We start from the raw sequence: 23,556 nt of genomic DNA on the forward strand, positions 1-23,556 counted from the left end.
CTTTTGCTCCCATGTCAAGTCAAATTTTTCTCTGCTCGCTGCTGCTTATCTTGTTTCTTTTGTCAAGTTCATTTTATACCAAATTAGATGAGCTTACCCTGACAATAGTTTCCTATAAATTACCCCTTCTTAGTCCCCAGGAGTTAGCAAGAATGTTTACTATGAGTGATTTAAAGAACACCAGATACTATCAAGAAGTCCGCTATGAAGAGGCGTTAAATCTGGTAATGCGTTTACTGGAAAGGCGCGTAGGAGGAATTAATCAAGATTTACAGGTAAAAATTAATAAGTTATCTGTGGAAGATTTGGAAAATCTAGGTTTAGCTTTGTTGGATTTTACTAGTGTTAATGATTTGGTTATTTGGTTAAATAATCAAAATATTGCAGAGGGTTAAATATTAATGGTGGGTTACGTTCCTAACCCACCTGACAACTTTTAATTTAATTGTTTCATCATCACAGATTTATTCAGTTTTACCAATAAATTTTCTCTGTTATCCGTGCCTGGAGTGGTTCAATATTCCATATTTTATAACTTGTCGTAATTTAATAACTTTTATTTAAACACTATTAAACACAATGATTTACACAAAATCACAAAAAAATGTAATTTAGTAAATTTTGCAAAATATTGGAAATAATTTTCATCTAGCTTATTGACTTTTATTCCTAAAAGTTTTAAATTGATTTACCGTATTAGTTGAAAGTTATTTGCAAAAATACTGAGAAAAGTTACTAATGAATAGCAATAAAGTGGGTGTGACTAAAAAGGGCTTATTAGCTGCTAGTGGGGCATTTGCAGCCCTCGCTGGTTTAGTTAGCACCTTGGGCGGAATGCAAGAAGTTGTAGCTAACCCGAATCTCAACCAACAAGCACCACGCTTACTTGCCCAAAGAAGTTCTCAAAGTTTAACAATAGTTTTTCCTACTCGAAAGGATGCACCTGATTTGCAAGAAAAGGCTAACAAGGTAGCCAAATTCTTGTCTAAAGAATTGGGAATGCCTGTAAAAGCGCAGTTAGCTGATGATACAGCCGCCGTGGAAGCTTTACGAGCAAACCGTGCTGATGTGGCTTTCTTGAGTAGTCGTCCAGCTTTGAAGGCTGAACAATTAGCAAATGCACGCTTGCACTTAGCGGAAGTTCGTGACAATTATTCCGGGAGATTTACTTACAACTCCATATTTGTTGTTCCCAAAAATAGCCCTCTGCAAACCAGAAATACCGCTAAAGCAACTCTGGAACAGCTACGGGGTAAAAGAATGGCGTTTACTTCTCCTACTTCTGGTTCAGGTTTTATGTTCCCTGTGAGTGAGTTGGTGAAAAACGGTTTTGTACCTGATAAAGACCGTATGGAAGGGTTCTTTGGTCAAATTGCCTACGGCGGTAATTATAGTAAAGCTTTAGAAGCTGTAGTGCGTGGTCAAGCGGATGTGGCAGTAGTATCAGAATATGCCATGTACCCCCCTTATATTTCCAATGAAGACCGGTCTAAGTTACGTGTGCTGCATGAAATTTCTGGTGTTCCTGCTCACGGAGTTGTTTTTGATGATGATATTCGAGTAGATGTTCGGGAAAAAATCATTAACGCCCTACTCAAGTTAAATAGACCAGAAAATAACGAAATGCTCAAGAGCTTGTATAATTCTACAGAGTTAGTGAGAGTCGATCATAATCGTCATCTCAGACCTGTCCGCGAAGCCTTGAAAACTTTGGGAATGGAACCATAATTACAGCAGAAGTCAGGAGTCAGGAGTAAAACTGGCCTTGTACATAAGGTTCAATTGAGATTCTGTAGCTCATTGATCTGCAATCTGCTGTAATTAGGGGTAAGCATTATGCTAAACCCCTATAAAAATTTCTCCTTATATCCAATTAGCTATTATCAATTACTAGCGTGAAACAGATCGAATGTCATAATTTAGAAACGGCTTATTCTACATCTTTAAATCGTCCTATCCTCAACAATATTAATCTTGAGATTGAACAAGGTGAATTTGTGGTTTTGTTGGGTTTGAATGGTGCAGGTAAGTCTACATTATTGCGATCGCTGGTAGGTTTAGTACCATTGGAAAAAGGAGAAATTCACATTAGTGGTTTACAAATTACTCCCCAAACATTGCCGAAAATTCGCCGGGAAATTGGGATGTTGTTTCAAGGTGGTGGTTTAATTCGGCAATTATCAGCTATTGAAAATGTTTTGTGTGGTCGTTTGGGTGTGAGAACAACTAGACAAACTTTATTTGGTTTTCCTCAACGCGATCGCCTTTTGGCAAGAGAATTATTAGGACAATTAGGTTTAAGGGAGCAAATGTATCAAAAAACGGGTCAACTGAGCGGTGGACAACAACAAAGAGTAGCGATCGCCCGTGCTTTAATTCAATCACCACAAATACTTTTAGCTGATGAACCTATCACCGGTTTAGATGTAGTTGCATCCCAACAAGTAATGCAAACTTTATCTCACCTCAACACAGATCAAGGCTTAACTATTATCACAGTATTACATGATTTAGGCATAGCCGCAGAATACGCCCACAGAGCTATAGTTTTAGATGCGGGTCGTGTAGTTTATGACGGAAAATGTGATAACTTGCAAGAAAAATTTTCTCATGTTACAAGCGTGTAAAAATCTAGATTCACCCCAATAACTTTATAATTAATGTTTAATTTTTGCTGATAACATTTTTGTTTTAATCCTGTAAATCCTTAAATCCTGTACTTCGACTTACTTCGACACCGCCCTTCGACACCGCCCTTCGACACCGCCCTTCGACACCGCCCTTCGACACCGCTCAGGACAGGCTCAGGACAGGCTCAGGACAGGCTCAGGACAAGTCGCTCAGTAACAAGACATCCTGATTCTGACAAATTGCCCAATTAGCAACTTACATTATTATTGATTTTATTTTTATATTCTCAAATCAAAATTACGAGTCATGAAAAAAATGAAAAAATCCTTTAATTCTAAATTTCTTCACCATTACTCTTGGCTAATGAATATAGTGATTGTATTAGTAATGGTAGTAGCTTATATTTGGGCTTTGCAAGGTTTAAAAGTAGACTCTGCACTATTAAAAGATAGCTGGCCTTATATTATAGATTTTATTAGTCGCTTATTTCCACCAGATTGGAAAGTGGTAGATATAGCAATTAAAGGATTAATTGAAACCGTGCAAATGTCCTTATGGGGAACTTCTCTTGGTGCTATTATTTCCCTACCAATAGCGATCGCCAGTGCTAATAATATCGCTCCCTTATGGTTACGTTGGTTAGCAAATTTACTGCAAAATGCCGTTCGTTCTGTTCCCTCAATTATTCTCGGTTTAATATTTGTAGCAGCTACCGGTTTAGGCGCTCCCGCAGGAACGTTAGCTTTATCCATCTACACTATTGGTTATCTTGCTAAATTTTATCAACAAGCTATTGAAGCTGTAGATGCTCGTTCTTTAGAATCTTTACAGGTAATTGGTGCATCAAGAATTCAAGTAGTTCAATATGGAATAATACCCCAAGTTTTACCCTTGGGATTAGGCTATACTTTGTGGATGTTTGAGTACAATATCCGTGCTGCTTCCGTACTCGGTGTAGTTGGTGCAGGAGGAATAGGTTTTCAGTTAAAAAGTTATATAGATGGTTTTGAATACAACAAAGCTACAACCATGATGTTAGTGTTATTAGTAGTAGTAACAGTAATTGATGTTATTAGTAGTAAATTACGGCGTTATTTAGATTCAATGTAAAAATTCAGGATGTCCAGGATTTGAGTACAGGATGTGATTTATCGGTTATTTGTTGGTGCTGAATGTTGTATTATTCTGAATAATCATAAACAAAAAAAACTCAACTTCCTAACAACCATGTTTAAGAAATAATGAACCACGAAGACACGAAGGAAGCGAAGGAAGAAGATTATAAGCTGGGTTTAAGATCCCCGACTTCTTTAAGAAGTCGGGGATCTGCCTGATACCGCTTTACTTGTAAATGTGCTAGGTTATTTAAAACACAGTGTCTAACTTTTTCAGACTTTTTCAGAAAAGTGATACTCCTGTGTTGTTTAATGACAAAGCTTACAACAATCTAAGACTTGCTAAGGGTGAAATACAGCAAAATTAGTCATGTATATATTTGTACTTGATAACACTATAGTTTTCCAATTTAACGAAGTAGAAAATTATCTGCGTTTATCTGCGTACCCTTCGGGAAGCAAGCTACAATTATTACTACTTGTACCTCACTTAAATAGAAATCGCTGTAATATAGATGTTATAATAAAAATCAACAAGGAAATAAAAACTACCCATGATTACTGGAATTAAACAAAAAGCAACCGTTGGTAAAAATGGCAAAATTGAATTACCTACAACTGAGTTACCAGAGGGAACAATTGTAGAAGTAATTGTATTGTCATCTCCTCTATCTGTAAAGAAAAAAATATTAACTGCTCGTGAGTTACTTGATTCGAGTTTGATAGGTTTATGGGAAAAAAGGGACGATATTCCAGATAGTCTTGTTTACGCTCGTCAGTTACGTGAACAGTCCCAAAGGAGAGATTATGATTCTCCTAGATAGTGATATTGTGATTGACTTTCTGCGTAAATATTCACCTGCAATTATTTGGTTAAGTTCTTTAGGAGATGAAGAAATTGCTTTACCTGGTTATGTAGCAATGGAATTGATGCAAGGATGTAAGAATTAGTTGGAATTGCAGGAAATTCGCAAATTTATTAATAATGTTGAAGTAATTTGGGCAACACCTGAAACTTGTGATCAAGCATTAGAAGTATTTGCAAATTATCATCTTAGTCATAATTTGGGATTAATTGATGCTTTAATTGGTCAAACATCAATCGCTTTCGGTTTATCATTACATACATTTAATGTTAAGCATTATGCTGTTATTCCAGGTTTAATCACAGTCCAACCTTATAAAAGATTATAGAATTATTAACTATTGTCTGAATCAGGATATCCAGGATTTGAGGATGTACAGGATGTAATTTATCAGTTATCTGTTGGTGCTGAATGTTGTAATATCTGAATCAGGATAAACAAAAAAATCCCCAAATTCCCACTAACAATCATTAAATAATATCCTGTAAATCCTTTAATCCTGGACATCCTGATTCAGACAAAAAAATCCCCAACTTCCGACAAACCAATTCTTGATTATTGATTAATCTGTAAGTTTCCTAGTTTAAGAAATGATGAACCACGAAGACACGAAGGAAGCAAAGGAAGAAGATTATAAATGGCGATCGCCCATTCTCCTAACTAATAAAATCATCCGATGATCTTCACCATTAGGATGAAGGAATAATAAGCCGGAGATTGGGAATATCGAGAAAGTCTTTGATGTTGTGAGTAAGTAGCGGTAAGTCATAGCGTAAAGCTGTTGCAGCAATCCAAGCATCTTGTGGAGATATTGGTCGTCCTGCACTTTGTCGCTTGGCACGAATATACGCCCATTCTCGACAAAGTGATTGATCAACTGGAATAATTAAGTAGTTAGATAGGTATTGTTCTAGTTGTGTGAAACGACTATCTCCCCATTTACGCAAAATTGCCCACTGAAACAGTTCAGCTACGGTCATGAATGACATTGCTAATTGTTGACCAGTTAAATAAGGTAAGTAAGGGTCGGCATAATCACTACCTTTGAAGATGAAAGAAGCGATATCAGTATCAATGAGGTAAAAGCTCATGGCGTTGCGTTAAATCACTTCTTGGCGTTGTTGTCGTAGGAAGATGAGAAAATCTTCGATGGAGTCTTCTTCAGGCCAAAAGTCAGCAGCAAGATGTTTGAGGTTATCTACGGTGATAGGGGTCTGTGTGGCAAGTAGTTCCTTGAGTGTGGTATCTTGCCAAAACTGATGACTGAGATTTTTAAGATCGTTTTCAGAGTTTGAGAATGAATTGCTTTGGGTAAAAATTTGCAACAGTTGTTGACGTTCTGTAGATGATAGCTGTTGGATAGCAGCGATCGCATTTTCGAGTCGTGAAGTCATAGTGCTGTTTTGTTTATATGATTCTATATTTATTTAAACTCAAGGGCGATCGCTCTCCCAACTTATGCCTGAATAGTGATCGCTCGCAACTACTCTAATGTTAGGAGATCGCCACCTCAATCGCTCAGACAACTTATGTATTTATTTTTTATCACTAGCACTAAATGGTGAAACAAGTATGTAAACGAAATTTAAAACCAGGTGAGAGAACCTGCATTCTTTGTTAAGATTCATCATTTTGTGTCATCTAGGGGAGAAAATTCGCACAAAATCAGAGTTTTCTACTAAAAAACTCTTATTACCGAAAATAATTGAAGTTACAAACGGCTATATTAGCCGTGACAAACTTCAGGAAAACACGCTTTAAAGGAGCTTATTTTACCAAATCATCCCCAAATTCAAAACAAAACCCTTTAAAACATCTTCCCCCGAAACCGTAGCAGGAGAATCTAAAACCTCAACCTCTTTTCCTTGTCTATAAATCTCAACTTGACGAGATTTACGATTAATTAATATCCCCAAACGCACACCATTATCTATATACTCTCTCATCTTTTCTTGTGTAGTCTTCAAACTATCACTAGGAGAAAGTAACTCAATTACAAAATCAGGACAAATAGGAGGAAACTTTTGTTTTTCCTCATCAGTTAAAGCATTCCATCTTTCTAACTTGATCCAAGAAGCATCAGGAGAACGATCTGCACCATTTGGTAACTTAAAACAAGTAGAAGAATCAAAAGCTATCCCAGTACCATCAATATCAGTCCAATTCATTAATTGTTGAGTGATTCTACCATTACGATTTCCCGTTTCTCCTCCCGTTGGTGGCATAATTATTAACTCTCCATTTGCATTTCTTTCAAATCTCAATTCCCGGTTGTTTTGACATAGTTGAAAAAACTGCTCATCAGTCATTTCTATTACTGATTCTAAATTAACAGTTAAAGCATTCATGGTCATATCCTCATTGAAAAATAAGGCTGTAATTTTAACTATCTCATATCATATTATATACGATTAATTTAATTTTTTTTATATAGATTATTTAACAGAGAAAATAACGATGTACACAAAAACTCTCTTACCTCTGTGGTTCATTCCTTTTCTTCTGTGTCCTCTGTGCCTCTGTGGTTCATTCCTATACCAACTACATAATCATTCAACAACCATATAGTTAAATAACCAACTATTTATGTAAATAGAAATTACAAACATCTGAGAAAACCTTGCTAAATTGTTAAGATTTATCAATAATGATTACGTTTTTTATATCATTTTGTTTCAGTTCAGGGAGAAAACCCCCACTGACACAGAGTTTTCTGGTACAAAACTCTTAATTGCCGAAGAAAATGGAAGAAATGAACTTCCAGTAGAGAACACGCCTCAAAGGAGCTTATCTGAATGTTCACCCAGGTCAAGTCCACAATTAGACATATTGCACCTGACGACCTACGCGGACGCAATCTGATTAAAGTCGTTTATGTTGTGCTTGAGTCTCAATATCAAAGTTCTTTATCTCAAGCAGTACGGGAAATTAACGCCAACCATCCCAGCGTGGCCATTGAAATTAGTGGTTACTTAATTGAGGAACTGCGCGACTCGGAAAACTATGAAGATTTTAAACGCGATATAGCTAGTGCTAATATATTCATCGCTTCCCTGATATTTATTGAAGACTTAGCGCAGAAACTCGTCGCAGCAGTCGAACCCCACCGGGATAACTTCGATGTAGCGGTTGTGTTCCCCTCCATGCCTGAAGTTATGCGCCTTAACAAAATGGGTAGCTTCTCCTTGGCACAGTTGGGACAATCTAAGAGCGTTATTGCCAACTTCATGAAGAAGCGTAAAGAGAAATCTGGCGCTGGTTTCCAAGATGGAATGTTAAAGCTCTTGCGTACCCTTCCCCAAGTGCTGAAATTCCTCCCCATTGAAAAAGCGCAAGATGCGCGTAACTTCATGCTGAGTTTTCAGTATTGGTTAGGTGGTTCAGCAGAAAACCTGGAAAACTTCCTGCTAATGCTGGCTGATAAATACGTCTTAAAAGGGGAAGATAAACAAAAACTAGCTGCTGCTGAATATCAAGCACCAGTAGTTTATCCCGACATGGGTATTTGGCATCCTTTAGCGCCAAATATGTTTGAAGATGTACGAGAATATCTAAACTGGTATTCTGTCCGCAGAGACATTTCTCGAAATATCAAAGATCCCCTCGCACCATGTGTAGGTTTGGTTTTACAACGAACTCACCTAGTTACTGGAGATGATGCACATTATGTAGCAATTGTCCAGGAATTAGAATCATTAGGTGCAAAAGTTCTCCCTGTGTTTGCTGGTGGTTTGGATTTCTCTAAACCTGTAGATGCTTATTTCTACGAACCTACAACCAGATTACCCTTAGTTGATGCGGTTGTTTCCTTAACCGGTTTTGCTTTAGTGGGTGGACCTGCAAGACAAGACCATCCCAAAGCTATTGAAGCATTAAAAAAATTAAACCGTCCTTACATGGTAGCCTTGCCTTTGGTGTTCCAAACCACCGAAGAATGGTTAGATAGCGATTTGGGGTTACATCCTATTCAAGTGGCTTTACAGATTGCTATACCTGAACTAGATGGAGCAATTGAGCCTATTATCCTATCCGGTAAAGATGGGGCAACAGGTAGAGCGATCGCCCTCCAAGACCGGGTAGAAATTGTTGCTCAACGTGCCTTAAAATGGGCTAGTCTGCGTCGCAAACCCAAATTAATCAAAAAAGTCGCCATCACCGTTTTCAGCTTCCCCCCCGATAAAGGAAACGTAGGAACTGCGGCATATTTAGACGTATTTGGTTCTATCCATGAAGTTCTCAAAGGACTGAGAAACAACGGTTACGATGTGCGGGACATCCCGGAAACCGCCCAAGAGTTGATGGAACAAGTCATCCACGACGCACAAGCACAGTACGCAAGTCCTGAACTCAACATTGCTTACAAAATGTCAGTCCCCGAATATGAAGCACTGACACCGTACTCCCAACGCTTAGAAGAAAACTGGGGTCCACCACCAGGAAACTTAAACAGTGATGGACAAAACTTGCTCGTATACGGTAAGCATTTTGGTAACGTCTTCATCGGTGTGCAACCCACCTTCGGCTATGAAGGCGACCCCATGCGCTTATTATTCTCCCGTTCCGCTAGTCCTCATCATGGCTTCGCCGCTTTCTATACTTATTTAGAAAGAATTTGGGGTGCTGATGCCGTTTTACATTTTGGTACACACGGCTCATTAGAGTTTATGCCTGGTAAACAGATGGGGATGTCTGGAGATTGTTACCCAGATCAATTAATTGGCACAATTCCCAACCTGTATTATTACGCAGCGAATAACCCCAGTGAAGCGACTATTGCTAAACGTCGCAGTTATGCAGAAACAATTTCTTACTTAACTCCACCTGCGGAAAATGCTGGTTTATACAAAGGTTTGAAAGAACTCAGTGAGTTAATTGGTTCTTACCAAACTTTGAAAGACAGCGGCCGGGGAGTTTCCATTGTGAATGCGATCGTTGACAAATGCCGCATTGTTAACTTAGATAAAGATATTGACCTGCCAGAAACCGACGCAAAAGATATGTCCTCTGAAGAACGGGATAATATCGTCGGGATTGTTTATCGCAAGTTGATGGAAATTGAATCTCGCTTATTACCTTGCGGTTTGCATATCATCGGTAAACCACCTTCTGCGGAAGAGGCGATCGCCACTTTAGTGAATATTGCCAGTCTAGATCGGCAAGAAGACGGTATACTTGGTTTACCCTCCATCATTGCTAACAGCTTAGGCCGCAACATTGAAGAAATCTACCGCAACAGCGACAAAGGCATTTTAGCCGATGTGCAATTATTACAAGACATTACAATGGCTACCCGTGCGGCTGTAGCGGCTTTAGTACAAGAACAAATTGATGCAGAAGGTCGAGTTTCCTTAGTATCCAAGTTGAACTTCTTTAACATGGGTAAAAAAGAACCTTGGGTAGAATCGCTGTATCAGTCAGGTTTTAATAACGTGGATACATCTGCATTAAAACCCTTGTTTGAGTATTTGGAATTTTGCTTAAAACAAGTATGTGCAGATAACGAACTTGGCGGTTTATTGCAAGGTTTGGAAGGTGAATATATTTTACCCGGACCCGGTGGCGACCCCATCCGTAATCCTGATGTATTGCCCACAGGTAAAAATATACACGCTTTAGATCCCCAATCTATTCCTACCACTGCGGCGGTACAATCTGCGAAAATCGTCGTTGATAGGTTGTTAGAACGCAATAAGGCTGAAAATGGTGGAAACTGGCCGGAAACCATCGCCTGTGTCCTCTGGGGTACAGATAACATCAAAACCTACGGGGAATCCCTCGCCCAAATTATGTGGATGGTGGGAGTACGTCCTGTTCCCGATTCTTTAGGACGGGTGAACAAGTTAGAATTGATACCCTTGGAAGAATTGGGTCGTCCTAGAATTGACGTTGTAATTAACTGTTCTGGTGTCTTCCGTGATCTGTTCATTAACCAGATGAACTTACTGGACCAAGGTGTAAAAATGGCTGCTGAAGCTGATGAACCCTTGGAAATGAACTTTGTGCGGAAACACGCACTGCAACAAGCAGAGGAAATGGGAATAAATCTGCGTCAAGCTGCAACCCGTGTTTTCTCTAATGCTTCTGGTTCTTATTCTTCTAATATCAACTTAGCGGTGGAGAATAGCACTTGGGATAGTGAAGCAGAGTTGCAAGAAATGTATTTGAAACGCAAATCTTTCTCTTTCAATTCTGATAACCCTGGGGTAATGGATGAGTCACGGCAGATTTTTGAAACTACTTTGAAAACTGCTGATGCAACTTTCCAAAATCTTGATTCTTCGGAAATCAGTTTAACTGATGTTTCCCATTATTTCGACTCTGACCCAACAAAATTAGTTGCAAGTCTGCGTACAGATGGTAAGAAACCTGCATCTTACATTGCAGATACAACTACCGCGAATGCACAGGTAAGAAGTTTATCGGAAACTGTGCGTTTGGATGCGCGGACGAAGTTGTTAAACCCCAAATGGTATGAGGGGATGTTGTCTCACGGTTATGAAGGTGTGCGGGAACTTTCTAAGCGGTTGGTAAATACTACTGGTTGGAGTGCTACTGCTGGTGCTGTAGATAACTGGGTTTATGAGGAGACAAATGAGACGTTTATTAAAGACGAGGAAATGCAGAAACGTCTGATGAATTTGAATCCGCATTCTTTCCGCAAGATTGTTTCTACTTTGTTGGAAGTCAATGGTCGCGGTTATTGGGAGACAAGTGAGGAGAATTTAGATCGGTTGAGAGAGTTGTATCAGGAGGTGGAAAATCGGATTGAAGGTATAGAATAGGTTTAGATGGGCAGGTTTTTTACCTGCCTATTTTTGAGATTTTGATTTTTTTTGCACGCAGAGGCGCAGAGGCGCGGAGAGGTGTTAGGAGTATGGTATAATTGCTGTGAGTTTCGCGCAAAGGAAGAGAGAGATTAGTTTATGATTTAGGTGAACTAAGAATTTTTGATAATTCACATAATGACATAAAATTCAAAGATAAATGATTCAAACATTTAAAAATAAGTCTTTAGAAAATCTGTTTAAAGAAAATTTTAATAAAGGAGTTCCCGCAAACCTAGAAAAGAAAATTAGAATTAGATTAGAAGTTATAGACTCAGCTTTAATTGTAGATGATATTAGATTACCAGGATATGATTTACATGAATTAAAAGGAGATAGAAAAGGAACTTGGTCAATTAAGGTATCAGGAAACTGGCGAATAACTTTTAAATTCGAAGATGGTGATGCTTATGATGTCAATTTAGAAGATTACCATTAATGTTGTGTTAAGATAGTAGTAAATAGTTGAAAACTGTTAAATAAATTTCACCAAGCTATTAAGGAGTATTAATTATGAATAATTGGCAAAATATTACTGAAGATAGATTAGCAAGACCAATACATCCAGGTGAAGTAATTGCAGATATTTTAGATGATTTAGAAGTTAATTATCACGATTTTGCCGAAGTTTTAGGAATATCTCATCAAACAATTCAGGAAATTATTAATGGTGAAAAATCCATTACTGTAGATATTGCCATTCGTTTGGGTAAAGCGTTAGGAAATGGACCGAGATTGTGGTTAAATCTTCAGCAAAAGGTTGATGTTTGGGATGCTTTGCAAAGTCATCAGGAAGAATATAATAAGGTTATGACTTTGGTTTAGAAAAAATGATGTTTTAAAGGGGTTTGTTTTGAATTTGGGGATGATTTAGTAATTTATGTTTTAGTAAAAGAAGTAATTTTTTAAATATAGGCACTGTGTAAAATATGAAACCTAAAAATTACTTAGCCTTGACATTTAGTTTAAGTTTAGCTGTGCTAAATTGTGAAATTTTACCAGCTTATGCACTGCCAGGACAAAATATAAAAACAGTAATTAAATGGTCTCGAAATCATGCAAAAATTACACCTTTAACTTCTGTTAAAAAGCTAGAAGAAGGTTATCCAGACTATAGTAGTAAAACTTCTTTTAAAAAATATTCTGTTAGCTTTGATGTTTGGATAAACTCAAAAGGTATTGTGACTGAACAAATGATAGATGCTAGAAACCATGAAAATAATCGTATAAATTTAGAGTTTACGAAAAACAATAATAATGGTTTACAGTTAATTAATATGATATATGGTCAAACTATTGTTAATGACTATTAGAATGCTAAATATGTTGACATGGTAAAAATTGGTGGACTAGGACTTATTAAATTTTATAGAGGAAAAAAATATGCTTATGAAATTTGGGGAGATGGAGGTTCTCATCAATTTACAATTATTCCACTAAAGGATTTAGTAAGTAGGATTGACAATTGGAAACGACAGCAGTAATAATTCATGGTATAGATTCATTAAATAAGACAATTATCTTTAATAGTAATATGCTATATCCTAGAACATTTTCAGAGTTAGAGTTTATCAAACAGCTTAAACAACTTGAAGCTGTTCAATTTCAACTAAAACAGAATAATATACTCGGAGCTAGAATAGCCCTTTTTTTACTAGATAGTTTAGCAGATATAATCTCATATTACTTTATTTGTGACTGTCCTTATGATTTAAATATAACTGATGAACAAATGATTAAAATAAAACCAAATTTTCTAGACAGAGTAAAGTTTATAAAAGAAGAATTTCCTTGGGTTGTAGATGAACAACAATATCAATTTATAGTAGAACTGCGACGATTAAGAAACGACACTTTTCACGAGGCTAAGTTGAGAGAAGATGAAGTGATAATTTGCTTAGTTAAAATTTATTATCAAATAATAATAGAGATTCTAAAAGGAGCTACTTTATACCCAGCAGACTATGAATATTATGGAATTTCTCATGATGATTTACGGGAAGATCAAAAACTGCTTAACTATATAGAATCGAAAGGTTTATTAAATGATGGTTTAAAAGATGGCTATATTACCTATTATGAATTAATAGAAAAGGTAGTGAGTCAATATGAATCAGAAGCAGATCAGATATATTACCAAAACATTAATCAAATATTATCTAATGATCTAATAAGAAGAATAGACATCTTAAATGAGATGATTATCTATGTAATTGATTCCTTGAGATCATCTGAAATATTTTATGAAGAACTAGAAAAATTACTTAATGATGAACCAATTAATCAAAGAGATGATACCCATATTGGCGAAAGCGAAAAAGATATAGACGATTTTATTCAAAATATTAATCCATATATTAAGAATAAATATCGCAAGATGGGAAATCTATCAAAAAAACAAATAGACGGATGGAAAGTTCAAGCTAAGAATTTACTAAATGAACAAAAAATTCACGATACACTTAAAAAATGGGGAGAAATAGATAGAAAACTTTCAATATTGTCAAATATCGGAGTTTTATTTAGTGCAGCTAAAGCAAGCAAATGAAGGAAAAATAAAACCGCAATTTAAAGGCAATATACATATTCAAACAACCCCTGAAATTCACCAGAAAATCTATGTTGCTGCGGAAAAACCAGGTGTGGATGTTAAGAGTTGGATAAATGAAGTCCTCACTAATGCTGCGGAAAAAGCTATTGATTCATAATGTGAAATTGTATTAGATATTAGGAATGCGTAGGAAGTGCGATCGCTGTTTTGGAGGTTTGGGGTAGTGAGATCGCTGTTTGGGTATGTAGGTAAGGTGCGATCGCTGTTTGGGGGATGTGGAGGTAGTGCGTTAGCGAAGCTTACCGAAGGTATCGCTGTTTGGGGGATGTGGAAGGTGCGATCGCTGTTTTGAGGTTTGAGGAAGTGCGATCGCTCTGTAGGGATGTGGAGGGAGTGCGTTAGCGAAGCTTACCGAAGGTATCGCTTTTTGGGGATGTGGGGAGTGCTTTAGCGAAGCTTACCGAAGGTATCGCTATTTGGGGGTTTGGGAGTGCGATCGCTCTGTAGGGATGTGTGGGGATGCGATCAAAAAACTAAACTTCGTCATCTAAGAATGGCAATAAGTCCTCTAAATCTCTCGCCCCATGTAAAACCCGTAGAACCTCCACCCGTTCCTCTTGAACTTTATAAAAAATCAAATAGTCCTGAAAATTCTTAATCCGCCACTGGCGAATTGTTCCCATATCAGGCAAAGATAACACAACCTTACCCATATTGGGAGTTATCGCCAATTGAGCAAAAGCATACTCAACAAATTCCAAAAACTTCTCTGCTGATTCCCGATTACCGTTCACCAAAATATAATTTGCTTGTTGTCTGATATCCTGAGTAGCACGATTGCGAACAATTACCTGAAAAGCCATACTCACTACTACCCTGCACCAAAGATTGATCGGCGCAAATCCCGCCAATATTCAGGAGTTACAGGTTCTGCTTCTGAGTCCAAACCTTCTTGCAACAAACTAGCTAATTTTGCTTGAGCATCCTTACGCCGTTTATCTTGCTGCAATAACATCAAAAAATAGTCCGCTACAGTATCATAATTGCCAGATTGAAGTTGAATCTCAAGATAAGACTCCAGTTCTTTTGGTATTGGAAAACTCACATTCATAAGTGTCTAATATGAATAAAATTTTATTAGTATCTTATCATTTTTTGGTGGTGGGGGGAGTGCGATTGGCTTCGCCAGTGCCGTAGGCGATCGCTGTTTTAGGATGTGGGAGTGCGATCGCGTTTTGGGGATGTTGGGGGTGCGATCGCGTTTAGGGATGTAGAGAAGTGCGATCGCTGTTTTGGGTTTGGGGGGTGCGTTAGCGAAGCTTACCGAAGGTATCGCGTTTAAGGGATGTGGGAATGCGTTAGTAAAGCTTACCGAAGGTATCGCTATTACTGAATACTTTCAATTAATTTAATATTATTTCTCAACCATTCATTGACTAAAATTTGCACATCAATATTTTTTTCTTGAGCGATTTTTTTGAAAAAATTATCAACATCTGGTTCAAGGTAAATTGGATAATGAAACGTTGCATCAGGGTGATAAAACTTACCTTGTTCAGCTTCTGAAAAATCATATTCTGCTTTCATAGTTTTCTTCCTTGGTAATATTGCTGTTCATTAAAAGTTGCTTTTCGTGCTGAAATGATACGAATCAAACATGAATCTTCATCTGTTTGTTCAAAAGTATGAATAACAACCCTTAAAATACCCGTTTCATCTAAACCTATAGTAATCCATCTGTCTTCATAATCACTATGTTCCTCATCATATAAACTTAATTGATATTGATCACGAAAAACAGTTGATGCCAACCGAAAATTGAGTTGATGTTTACGAATATTTTGTTTTTCTTTGGCTGGATTCCAATCAAAATTATAACGCAAATTTATAAATTACAAAGGATTGAATAAGTTTACACCATGATTATATCATAATTTTATACTTTGACAGCGTTAGTGGTGGCTTACTATAGGTATCGCTGTTTGGGAATGTTGGGGAAAGTGCGTTAGCGGTAGCTTACCGAAGGTATCGCTGTTTTGAAGTTTGGTGATGTGCGATCGCTTTTGGGAATGTGTAGGGGATGCGATCGCTTGTGGAGATGTTGGGAGTGCGTTAGCGAAGCTTACCGAAGGTATCACCTATTTGATAAACATAACTATTCTTCTTCTGCTAATATCTGTGAAATATCCCGTGCAGCATAAATTAACCGGACAATTTCAATACATTCATCCCCTTGCAAATAAAAAATTAGATATTTTTCAAATCCTTTAACCTGCCACTTTCGCAAACCCACTAAACGAGGATTTCCAATATCATAAACACTGCCAATACCCGGTAGTTGTGCTATTTGTGAAAAAGTCTGCCTAGTAGCATCAAAAAAACTCAATGCTGCATCGAAATTGCTCTGTGCAATGTAAGCAAACTGTTCATCTAGATCAGCACTAGCCTTTGGTCTAATTATAATTCGCCTAGTCATTGTTATGATTTGCGAATTTTTTCAATCAGTTGGGAGCGTTTTTGTTCCCACCATTCATCTGTAATTTCTATTCCTTCACCGCTATCTAATCCTTCCAATAATAACTTTTCTATTCTTGATTGTTGGACTCTTTCTAAGTCTTGACGAATCAAATGTCTAATGTATTCGCTGGTTGTACTGTAGCCACCTTTTTCAACCTGTTCGTTGATAAAATCCCGCATAGAATCGGGAAGAGAAATATTTACTGTAGTCATAATTAACAAGTGTTGATTTTTCTGACTATTTTATTATGGCAAATATTGTCAATTTTTGTCAAACAGTCTGCACACTGATCGCTTGTTGAGGGTGTTGTAGGTGCAAGATATGAGTTTAGGGATGTAGAGGAAGTGCGATCGCTGTTTTGGGTTTTGGAGGGAGTGCGATCGCGTTTTGGGAGTGTTTGGGAGGTGCGTTAGCGAAGCTTACCGAAGGTATCGCTCTTTGGGATGTGTGGATGTGCGTTAGCGAAGCTTACCGAAGGTATCGCGTTTTGGGAGTGTTTGGGAAGTGCGTTAGCGAAGCTTACCGAAGGTATCGCTAGTTGGGGATGTGGAGGAAGTGCGATCGCCGAAATCGTTTATTATAGAGATTTGAACCAATAAAATCATAACTTGTGAGTCAACAAGACAAGCTATTAGCTAAAATTTTATCAGGCGCATCTGATACAAATATATCCTTTGAGCAACTGTGTCAACTATTAATCAAATTAGGATTTGATGAAAGAATTCGTGGAAGTCACCACATTTTTACAAAAGAAGGAGTTGAAGAAATCTTGAATCTCCAACCCAAACAAGGAAAAGCCAAAACATATCAAATTAAACAAGTCCGTGAAGTTTTACTCAAATATCAGCTAGGAGGTCAAGATGACTCTACGGTATGAAATTATTATTTATTGGAGTGAAGAAGACCAAGCATTTATCGCAGAAGTTCCAGATTTACCGGGATGCGCTGCTGATGGAAAAACTTATCAAGAAGCACTGCAAAATATAGAAATTATTATGCATGAATGGATAGAAACTGCTCAAGAGTTAGGTCGAAAAATTCCTGAACCTACACAGCGTTTAATGTCTGCTTAATTGAGGATGTAGGGAGTGCGATCGCTGCATTTAATTAACAATAATTAACTCATCAATTGATTTAAAACCAACACAGTTAACCCTGGTAAAGAAGGTAAACGTATATCATTTGTCAAGAAAAAAGACGCACCACCATAAATAGCAGTGGCCATTTGAATAGCATCCGGTGTTCTTAAATTGTAATCTGCTCTTAATTTAGCTGCATTTTCAGCGATATCTGGTAAAACTTCAATAGTTGTTAAACCTTGAGAATTGAAAAGAATATCACGATATTGTTGAGCTAATATTGTATTTCCCGGACGTAAAGGATAAACTAAAACTTCTGATACAGTTAAAACCGACGTGACAACACTAAACTCACCTCTATACATTGCTGTGAAAAAAGCATCTGTAACTTCTAAATAGCTAGGATTTTCTTCTATAAAATAAATTAGCGGTGCAGTATCTAAACCTATAATTTTATCCTGTAATTCATTTAACCATTCCATGAATCACGCTCCTGATTGACATATTCCTGAGCGTCAATATTTTCCCAAGTTTCTTTACCTAAACCACGTAACTCTAAAATACTACGCTTTGGCTTTGGTGTCATTTTCCATTGTTGACGAATTAAGATAGATAAATCTTCAACTAATTTAAGCTGTTCTTCAGGAGTCAGATTTTTAGCTTGTTCTAACAATTCTTGATAATTAGACATAAATTTTTTCGCTTGTTTTCTACCTTAATTTCACTATACTCTCAATATCAGCAATAGCAGTAGGTGAAATCTCAATCCGGTATGGCATATTTTTCCTTAAATTCTGCAAATGCTTGATTTAAGGGCATACCTTCGCCTTGTTCAAACTCATTTATACTTTGACGTATCTTAGCAACAGATTCTAATAATTCCAGTCTATCAATCAGTTTTTGATAACTTTCAGCATCTTGAACCACAGCAGCAGCTTTAGCAACTAAACCCGACGCAGTGATATTTTGATCGCACGTCAACAACTGTACAATTTCACCTTTACTAGATAAAACTAACGCAGTTGCTGCAATTTGTCTATCGTGCATTTCATTAATTGAATATAAGCTCATAGTCATTTCAATAACAATCGCTATTATTAGATGTAAAAGATGTAACCAATCATCAATATTGCATATTCAAGGAGTATATAATTAGTGATATTAACAATTGGGAGCAACAACCGTGATAGATGGTAAAGCTATTTCTATTTCATTATTTACAGGTGCTTATGGTCTAGATTTAGGATTAGAAGAAGCAGGTTTTCATACTGTAACTGTAGTAGAAAAAGATCGTGATGCTGTTAAAACAATAGCTCTTAATCGTCCATTCCTCCAAGAAAGTGCAATTTCCAGAGAAATACAAAACGTCACCTCTCAACAATTATTAGAAGAAGGGGGAAGAGTTTTAAATTTAGGACGTGCTTTACAACCACAAGAAGTTGATTTAGTTACAGGTGGTCCACCATGTCAACCATTTAGTACCGCAGGAAAAAGAGGTTCTGTAATGGACCCTCGCGGTAGTTTATTTATGGAATTTATTCGCATTGTTAAAGAAGTTAAACCTCGTTTTTTCTTAATGGAAAATGTTAAAGGTTTGCTTTCTGCTCCACTGCGTCATCGGCCAATTAATCAACGGGGAAAAGATTACCCACCTTTAGAAACTGATGAAATGCCTGGTGCTGCTTTAAAAGTAGTATTATCAGAAATGCAAGCAATAGGATATAACATAGTTTATAACCTATTAGAAGCAGCAGATTATGGAGTACCCCAAAATCGAGAGCGTGTCATATTTATCGGTTCTAGAGATGGTGAAACTGCTACATTTCCTATTCCTAAATATTGCAAAAATGGTCAAACTTTACCTAAATGGAGAACATTAAAAAATGCTTTAACTGGTTTAGTTGATGTAGAACCAGAATTTATGTCTTATTCAGAAAATCATTTAAAGTATTTGAAATTATTAAAAGCTGGACAAAATTGGAAACATTTACCAGAAGATTTAAAAAAAGAAGCTATGGGAGGAGCTTATAATTCTGGAGGGGGAAAAGTCGGTTTTTATAGAAGATTATCCTGGTATAAACCTTCACCAACAATTACTACCAGTCCCCATCAAAAAGCTACAGATATGTGTCATCCTGTAGAATTACGTTGTTTAACAGTGCGTGAGTCTGCAAGGATTCAAACATTTCCTGATGATTGGATTTTTTATGGTTCTGTAAGTTCTAAATATAAACAAATTGGTAATGCAGTTCCTGTATTGCTTGCGAAAGAAATTGGTAGTTATCTCTTTAAGTTAATTCATGGAAACAAATCGAAAGGTAAAGAGATAGCCGAACAATTATCACTTTTTTAAGTAGAGATCAGCAATTTTCTATTTTGTAGCCAATTCAGCAAAAGCTTTATCAATTTTCTGTAACATATCTCTTATATGATTTTCAACCAGATCATAATCCATAGAAATCATATTCCAAAATCTTTCACCAGCAATACGAGGAATGTTACTTCTATCTGAAAAAGTCCATTTACCTAAATCAAAAGCTGCTATAAATAAAGGGTTTTTATGAATACTTAATTATTTTTTTGCTCTTGGTACTTGAGAACCAGTCAATGTTCCTTTTAAAGTTTTTAATTGTACAAAATTCACTGTTTCTTCCGAAAAAAGTAAAATGTCAATTCCAGTAATTTTAATTCCAAATTCAAACTCCGGGTTAATAATATAAGGACTTCGCTGTTTTGGGTTTGGGGGAGAGCGATCGCTGTTTGGGGATGTGGAGGAAGTGCGTTAGCGAAGCGTCAATATCCAAAAATCATAAACAATCCCCAAAGTCTTTTGATTAATATCTGTGCTTTTTGAGAATCGGCTTTCCTTCCTTGTTTTTCAAAAAGACGCGCAGCTTGCTGTAAGTCAGCTATGGCTGCTTGCCTATCTCCTGATTGAGCTTTAGCAATTCCCCGGTTGTAGTAGGCTAGAGCAGAGTTAGGATTAATCTTGATAGCTAGGTTGTAATCATCTATAGCACCTTGCTTATCTCCTAAATCATCACGGACATTTCCCCGGTTGTTGTAGGCATTGGCATCGTTAGGATTAATCTTGATAGCTTGGTTGTAATCATCTATAGCACCTTGCTTATCTCCTAATTCCTTACGGACAACTCCCCGGTTGTTGTAGGCATCGGCAAGGTTAGGATTAATCTTGATAGCTTGGGTGTAATCATCTATAGCACCTTGCTTATCTCCTAAATCATTACGGACACTTCCCCGGTTGTAGTAGGCTTGGGCAAAGTTAGGATTAAACTTGATAGCTTCATTATATAAAGCTATTGCACCTTGATAGTCTGATTGATTAAACTGCTCATTACCTTTTTTAAACAGTTCCTGGGCTTTCTTTATTGTTCCTGTCGAATCAGAAACGCCTGTAACTGGTTTTTTATTGGAATTTTGCCCGTGCTTATTTATACTTGATAGTGATACAAGCTGTTTATAAGTATCAATCGGAATCCCTAAAAAATCCCTTGTTTCTAATCTCGCATCAATTGTAGATAGTCCACTTACCCCTATCAAACGACCCTGTTCATCTAAAATTGGACCCCCACTCATACCCGGTTTAACAATATTACTTAAAACCAAAGCATACTCATCAACAGGCTGACTTACTACCCTGGCAGTAGTCTCTAAAGGCACATATTCCCGCCCCTTACTTACCTGGTCAGGTGCAGCCCAACCAAAAGCATAAACCGTACTCCCCGCACTCACTTGACTAGAGTTACCAATCTCCACAGGACGATAATTTTCATTACTGGTAAACTGGAATTCTGCCAAATCTATCTTACCAATTCGTTTAACCGTGCTGTAATTAACTTGGTAGGTTTTACCCGTTCCAGTCCTCACAGTATAATTTCCTCTCTTATCAACTACGTGCCAACAAGTGAGAACAGTGTAAGTATTTCCTTCACCTTTAATAATAATACCCGAACCAGTATTAGCCCCATCAATGCGAACTGTAATTTTATCAGCAATATCCCGAACTTGCTGAGGAATAGAAGCTACCGCCCTTTGTGACTGAACAACCACCACAGACGCACAGAGTAAAGCTACTGGTAAACTATAAGTAAATTTCATCATATCCATCACCATAGAACTTGTCTAAATCCATACTGACAGCTAAAGTTAAAAATAACCTCCTGATTCAGACAGTTTACCCGTTCCCAGTCTCGTACTGGTAACACCAATCAACAAAAATCAATAAAAATTCAATTTAATTAAAACCATTATGTTACCTTTGTTCAACAAAAACTTAGTTGGTAAAATCATTTCTGGCAAAAAAGGACGCTATGAAATTATTAGCGAATTAGGTCATGGTGGCTTTGGAAAAACTTATTTAGCCGAAGATTTAGATCATGATAATCAAAAATGTGTAGTTAAACAACTCCTACCTAACCAGCACAAAAAATTAACCCTTCAGGAATTTAGAAAAATTAAAGAACTGTTTGCTAAAGAAGCTCAACACCTAGAAAAATTAAATCATCCCCAAATTCCTAAATTAAAGGAGTATATCATTATCAATAAAAAATTATCCTTGATAGCTAAACAGGAATTTTATATAGTAGAAGAATATATAGAAGGTAAAGAATTACGTCAAGAATTAATTCCCACTCAAAGACTGAGTAATGATCAAGTTTGGGAAATATTGTATAATATTGTTAAAGTTTTAGCATTTGTTCATAGTAAAGCTTTAATTCACAGAGATATCAAACCAGAAAATATTATCAGATGCAAAGACGGAAAACTATTTTTAATTGATTTTGGTTCAGTTAAAGATATGACCGAACTAAAAAAGATCAAATCCTTCATAGTCATGACTTCTGAACCATATACACCAATGGAACAAAAAGATGGTTTTCCTACCTTTACCACAGATATTTATGCTGTAGGTATGATTGGGATTGAAGCCTTAACAGGAATACATCCTGATGTACGTCATCAAAAATACATTACCATAGATGACAACACAGAAAAGTTTATTTGGCGAGATTCTGCTGGTGAAGAACTTAATCAGGAATTAGCTGATGTGATAGATAAGATGGTACATCCTGATTGGCAAAAACGCTATAACACAGCTACCCAAGCATTAGAAGCATTAGACAAAATAAGACCTCTCCATCCTGTACAAAGAATACAACGTAACGAAGAAGTGAATATTATTTCTGTCACCACAGAAAACCCTGGATTAGTATTAGTTTCCCAACAAATGTTAGGAAGTGTATTAAACACAGTCTTAACATTACCAGAAGTGATCACAATTACACCAGAGGCAAAATCATCAAATACTCAGATAATTAATGAAGAACTACTATCACGAAACGTTCTGATTATTGCAGGAATTTCCATAGCATTAGCTGTTGGTTTGCTTAGTTTTAATGTTGTCTCTTCTGGGAAAGCTGATAAACAAAAACCTCAACCCCAAGAAACAATAATCACAGAACCAAAGGATGAGAATTTAACTAAAACCTATGTTGATGATACAAAATACATGAGTTTTAGCATCAAATATTCTGATAAATGGACAGCTACACCAATACAACCAGGAGAAGAAGAAAAAGTAAAATTATATCCCAATGATAAAACTGCAAATAATAATTGTGCTGTAGAATTAATAGTACATATTGCGGATTTAGGAAAAGCATTATCCCTAGATGAATATAAAAATACTGCCTTAAATAGAATTACTCAAGATAGTAATAATTCATCTATAGTGCTGAATGATAGTAAAAAATTAAGCACTTATGACGCATATCAAATAATGTTCAATCGTCAAAAAGATGGATGTCAATTGAAAAAGTTAGAACGAGGAACGGTGAGTTTTAAAAAAGGGTATTATATTATTTATCAAGCACCAGAACAAGATGATAAGAGGTTGTGGCCTTTGGTGGAAAAGATGATTGATTCTTTTGAAATTAAGGATGGTAAATAAT

General features: G+C 36.7%; 32 protein-coding genes. 18 read left to right on the forward strand and 14 right to left on the reverse strand.

Features of this window, described 5'->3' with window-relative positions; all coding sequences use genetic code 11:
- The 7 genes from H6F47_RS08040 to H6F47_RS08070 all read left to right on the forward strand — a co-directional run.
- Window positions 1-395: DUF4351 domain-containing protein (locus tag H6F47_RS08040; protein ID WP_190648492.1), on the forward strand; the 395-nt coding region annotated here is incomplete at its 5' end.
- A gap of 358 nt (window positions 396-753) precedes the next feature.
- Window positions 754-1,728 (forward strand): phosphate/phosphite/phosphonate ABC transporter substrate-binding protein, encoded by a 975-nt coding sequence (locus H6F47_RS08045; protein WP_347239075.1) that lies wholly within the window; start codon window positions 754-756, stop codon window positions 1,726-1,728.
- 167 nt (window positions 1,729-1,895) lie between these two features.
- Window positions 1,896-2,627 (forward strand): phosphonate ABC transporter ATP-binding protein, encoded by a 732-nt coding sequence (locus tag H6F47_RS08050; RefSeq protein WP_187041366.1) that lies wholly within the window; start codon window positions 1,896-1,898, stop codon window positions 2,625-2,627.
- Window positions 2,628-2,946: 319 nt separating this feature from the next.
- Entirely contained in the window at window positions 2,947-3,741 is a 795-nt protein-coding gene (gene phnE / locus H6F47_RS08055; RefSeq protein WP_190648550.1) for a phosphonate ABC transporter, permease protein PhnE, read from the forward strand.
- 559 nt (window positions 3,742-4,300) lie between these two features.
- Window positions 4,301-4,570 carry a hypothetical protein gene (locus H6F47_RS08060; protein ID WP_137668310.1) on the forward strand — a complete coding sequence of 90 codons (270 nt, stop codon included), beginning with the start codon at window positions 4,301-4,303 and terminating at the stop codon, window positions 4,568-4,570.
- The gene (locus H6F47_RS08065; RefSeq protein WP_137668309.1) at window positions 4,554-4,697 is read left to right on the forward strand and encodes a type II toxin-antitoxin system VapC family toxin; all 144 of its coding nucleotides are present in this window, start codon (window positions 4,554-4,556) and stop codon (window positions 4,695-4,697) included. The genes H6F47_RS08060 and H6F47_RS08065 overlap by 17 nt, the downstream gene beginning before the upstream one ends.
- Window positions 4,698-4,940: a hypothetical protein gene (locus H6F47_RS08070; protein WP_190648498.1), complete on the forward strand. Its 243-nt coding sequence runs from the start codon at window positions 4,698-4,700 to the stop codon at window positions 4,938-4,940. It abuts the gene before it with no gap.
- Window positions 4,941-5,301: 361 nt separating this feature from the next.
- Here the strand turns inward: H6F47_RS08070 and H6F47_RS08075 are convergent, their stop codons facing one another.
- From H6F47_RS08075 to H6F47_RS08085, 3 genes are all read right to left on the reverse strand, one after another.
- Window positions 5,302-5,703: a type II toxin-antitoxin system VapC family toxin gene (locus H6F47_RS08075; protein ID WP_137668307.1), complete on the reverse strand. Its 402-nt coding sequence runs from the start codon at window positions 5,701-5,703 to the stop codon at window positions 5,302-5,304.
- Window positions 5,704-5,712: 9 nt separating this feature from the next.
- Window positions 5,713-6,006: a hypothetical protein gene (locus H6F47_RS08080; RefSeq protein WP_137668306.1), complete on the reverse strand. Its 294-nt coding sequence runs from the start codon at window positions 6,004-6,006 to the stop codon at window positions 5,713-5,715.
- A gap of 378 nt (window positions 6,007-6,384) precedes the next feature.
- Entirely contained in the window at window positions 6,385-6,960 is a 576-nt protein-coding gene (locus H6F47_RS08085; protein ID WP_137668305.1) for a Uma2 family endonuclease, read from the reverse strand.
- 447 nt (window positions 6,961-7,407) lie between these two features.
- Here H6F47_RS08085 and H6F47_RS08090 point away from each other — a divergent pair, with 447 nt between their 5' ends.
- From H6F47_RS08090 to H6F47_RS28455, 7 genes are all read left to right on the forward strand, one after another.
- Complete coding sequence (locus H6F47_RS08090) at window positions 7,408-11,394, forward strand: magnesium chelatase subunit H (protein ID WP_190648500.1); 3,987 nt, start codon at window positions 7,408-7,410, stop codon at window positions 11,392-11,394.
- A 202-nt stretch (window positions 11,395-11,596) separates the two neighbouring features.
- A complete protein-coding gene (locus H6F47_RS08095) occupies window positions 11,597-11,875 on the forward strand; it encodes a type II toxin-antitoxin system RelE/ParE family toxin (protein WP_096566385.1) in 279 nt (92 codons plus the stop codon).
- A gap of 74 nt (window positions 11,876-11,949) precedes the next feature.
- Entirely contained in the window at window positions 11,950-12,261 is a 312-nt protein-coding gene (locus H6F47_RS08100) for a HigA family addiction module antitoxin (RefSeq protein ID WP_096566387.1), read from the forward strand.
- A 104-nt stretch (window positions 12,262-12,365) separates the two neighbouring features.
- Complete coding sequence (locus H6F47_RS08105; protein WP_190648503.1) at window positions 12,366-12,749, forward strand: hypothetical protein; 384 nt, start codon at window positions 12,366-12,368, stop codon at window positions 12,747-12,749.
- Between the two features lie 152 nt (window positions 12,750-12,901).
- Entirely contained in the window at window positions 12,902-13,984 is a 1,083-nt protein-coding gene (locus H6F47_RS08110) for a hypothetical protein (protein ID WP_190648505.1), read from the forward strand.
- Window positions 13,962-14,144 carry a toxin-antitoxin system HicB family antitoxin gene (locus tag H6F47_RS08115; protein ID WP_137666901.1) on the forward strand — a complete coding sequence of 61 codons (183 nt, stop codon included), beginning with the start codon at window positions 13,962-13,964 and terminating at the stop codon, window positions 14,142-14,144. Before H6F47_RS08110 ends, H6F47_RS08115 begins: the two co-directional genes overlap by 23 nt.
- Window positions 14,145-14,210: 66 nt before the next feature.
- Window positions 14,211-14,339 carry a hypothetical protein gene (locus H6F47_RS28455; RefSeq protein WP_277877139.1) on the forward strand — a complete coding sequence of 43 codons (129 nt, stop codon included), beginning with the start codon at window positions 14,211-14,213 and terminating at the stop codon, window positions 14,337-14,339.
- Window positions 14,340-14,520: 181 nt separating this feature from the next.
- Here H6F47_RS28455 and H6F47_RS08125 read toward each other — a convergent pair whose 3' ends face one another.
- From H6F47_RS08125 to H6F47_RS08150, 7 genes are all read right to left on the reverse strand, one after another.
- Window positions 14,521-14,850: a type II toxin-antitoxin system RelE/ParE family toxin gene (locus tag H6F47_RS08125; protein WP_137666900.1), complete on the reverse strand. Its 330-nt coding sequence runs from the start codon at window positions 14,848-14,850 to the stop codon at window positions 14,521-14,523.
- An 8-nt stretch (window positions 14,851-14,858) separates the two neighbouring features.
- Window positions 14,859-15,098, reverse strand: coding sequence for a type II toxin-antitoxin system ParD family antitoxin (locus H6F47_RS08130; protein WP_137666899.1), 240 nt, complete (start codon window positions 15,096-15,098; stop codon window positions 14,859-14,861).
- A gap of 275 nt (window positions 15,099-15,373) precedes the next feature.
- Window positions 15,374-15,574: a hypothetical protein gene (locus H6F47_RS08135; RefSeq protein WP_096566407.1), complete on the reverse strand. Its 201-nt coding sequence runs from the start codon at window positions 15,572-15,574 to the stop codon at window positions 15,374-15,376.
- The gene (locus H6F47_RS08140) at window positions 15,571-15,870 is read right to left on the reverse strand and encodes a BrnT family toxin (RefSeq protein WP_096566409.1); all 300 of its coding nucleotides are present in this window, start codon (window positions 15,868-15,870) and stop codon (window positions 15,571-15,573) included. The genes H6F47_RS08135 and H6F47_RS08140 overlap by 4 nt, the downstream gene beginning before the upstream one ends.
- Window positions 15,871-15,939: 69 nt before the next feature.
- Window positions 15,940-16,125: a hypothetical protein gene (locus H6F47_RS27585; protein WP_206755139.1), complete on the reverse strand. Its 186-nt coding sequence runs from the start codon at window positions 16,123-16,125 to the stop codon at window positions 15,940-15,942.
- A 17-nt stretch (window positions 16,126-16,142) separates the two neighbouring features.
- Window positions 16,143-16,463, reverse strand: a complete 321-nt coding sequence (locus H6F47_RS08145; protein ID WP_137666898.1) for a type II toxin-antitoxin system RelE/ParE family toxin — start codon at window positions 16,461-16,463, stop codon at window positions 16,143-16,145.
- A 2-nt stretch (window positions 16,464-16,465) separates the two neighbouring features.
- The gene (locus H6F47_RS08150) at window positions 16,466-16,717 is read right to left on the reverse strand and encodes a type II toxin-antitoxin system ParD family antitoxin (RefSeq protein ID WP_137666897.1); all 252 of its coding nucleotides are present in this window, start codon (window positions 16,715-16,717) and stop codon (window positions 16,466-16,468) included.
- 398 nt (window positions 16,718-17,115) lie between these two features.
- Here H6F47_RS08150 and H6F47_RS08155 point away from each other — a divergent pair, with 398 nt between their 5' ends.
- Together H6F47_RS08155 and H6F47_RS08160 are read left to right on the forward strand one after the other, a co-directional pair.
- Window positions 17,116-17,382 (forward strand): type II toxin-antitoxin system HicA family toxin, encoded by a 267-nt coding sequence (locus H6F47_RS08155; protein ID WP_190346951.1) that lies wholly within the window; start codon window positions 17,116-17,118, stop codon window positions 17,380-17,382.
- Entirely contained in the window at window positions 17,366-17,578 is a 213-nt protein-coding gene (locus H6F47_RS08160) for a type II toxin-antitoxin system HicB family antitoxin (protein ID WP_137666895.1), read from the forward strand. Before H6F47_RS08155 ends, H6F47_RS08160 begins: the two co-directional genes overlap by 17 nt.
- A gap of 44 nt (window positions 17,579-17,622) precedes the next feature.
- Here H6F47_RS08160 and H6F47_RS08165 read toward each other — a convergent pair whose 3' ends face one another.
- The 3 genes from H6F47_RS08165 to H6F47_RS08175 form a co-directional block, all read right to left on the reverse strand.
- Entirely contained in the window at window positions 17,623-18,066 is a 444-nt protein-coding gene (locus H6F47_RS08165) for a PIN domain-containing protein (protein ID WP_137666894.1), read from the reverse strand.
- Complete coding sequence (locus H6F47_RS08170) at window positions 18,054-18,275, reverse strand: hypothetical protein (RefSeq protein ID WP_190648511.1); 222 nt, start codon at window positions 18,273-18,275, stop codon at window positions 18,054-18,056. The genes H6F47_RS08165 and H6F47_RS08170 overlap by 13 nt, the downstream gene beginning before the upstream one ends.
- Before the next feature lie 71 nt (window positions 18,276-18,346).
- Window positions 18,347-18,655 (reverse strand): hypothetical protein, encoded by a 309-nt coding sequence (locus tag H6F47_RS08175; RefSeq protein WP_242027355.1) that lies wholly within the window; start codon window positions 18,653-18,655, stop codon window positions 18,347-18,349.
- 112 nt (window positions 18,656-18,767) lie between these two features.
- Here H6F47_RS08175 and H6F47_RS08180 point away from each other — a divergent pair, with 112 nt between their 5' ends.
- Window positions 18,768-19,937: a DNA (cytosine-5-)-methyltransferase gene (locus H6F47_RS08180; RefSeq protein ID WP_190648553.1), complete on the forward strand. Its 1,170-nt coding sequence runs from the start codon at window positions 18,768-18,770 to the stop codon at window positions 19,935-19,937.
- A 440-nt stretch (window positions 19,938-20,377) separates the two neighbouring features.
- Here the strand turns inward: H6F47_RS08180 and H6F47_RS27825 are convergent, their stop codons facing one another.
- On the reverse strand, window positions 20,378-21,706 hold the full coding sequence (locus H6F47_RS27825) for a tetratricopeptide repeat-containing serine protease family protein (RefSeq protein ID WP_242027356.1): 1,329 nt from the start codon (window positions 21,704-21,706) through the stop codon (window positions 20,378-20,380).
- Window positions 21,707-21,854: 148 nt separating this feature from the next.
- Here H6F47_RS27825 and H6F47_RS08190 point away from each other — a divergent pair, with 148 nt between their 5' ends.
- On the forward strand, window positions 21,855-23,555 hold the full coding sequence (locus H6F47_RS08190; protein WP_137666891.1) for a serine/threonine-protein kinase: 1,701 nt from the start codon (window positions 21,855-21,857) through the stop codon (window positions 23,553-23,555).
- The last annotated feature ends 1 nt before the right edge of the window (window position 23,556 follow it).

Source organism: Sphaerospermopsis sp. FACHB-1094 (genome assembly GCF_014696195.1).
Classification (GTDB): Bacteria; Cyanobacteriota; Cyanobacteriia; order Cyanobacteriales; family Nostocaceae; genus Sphaerospermopsis; species Sphaerospermopsis kisseleviana.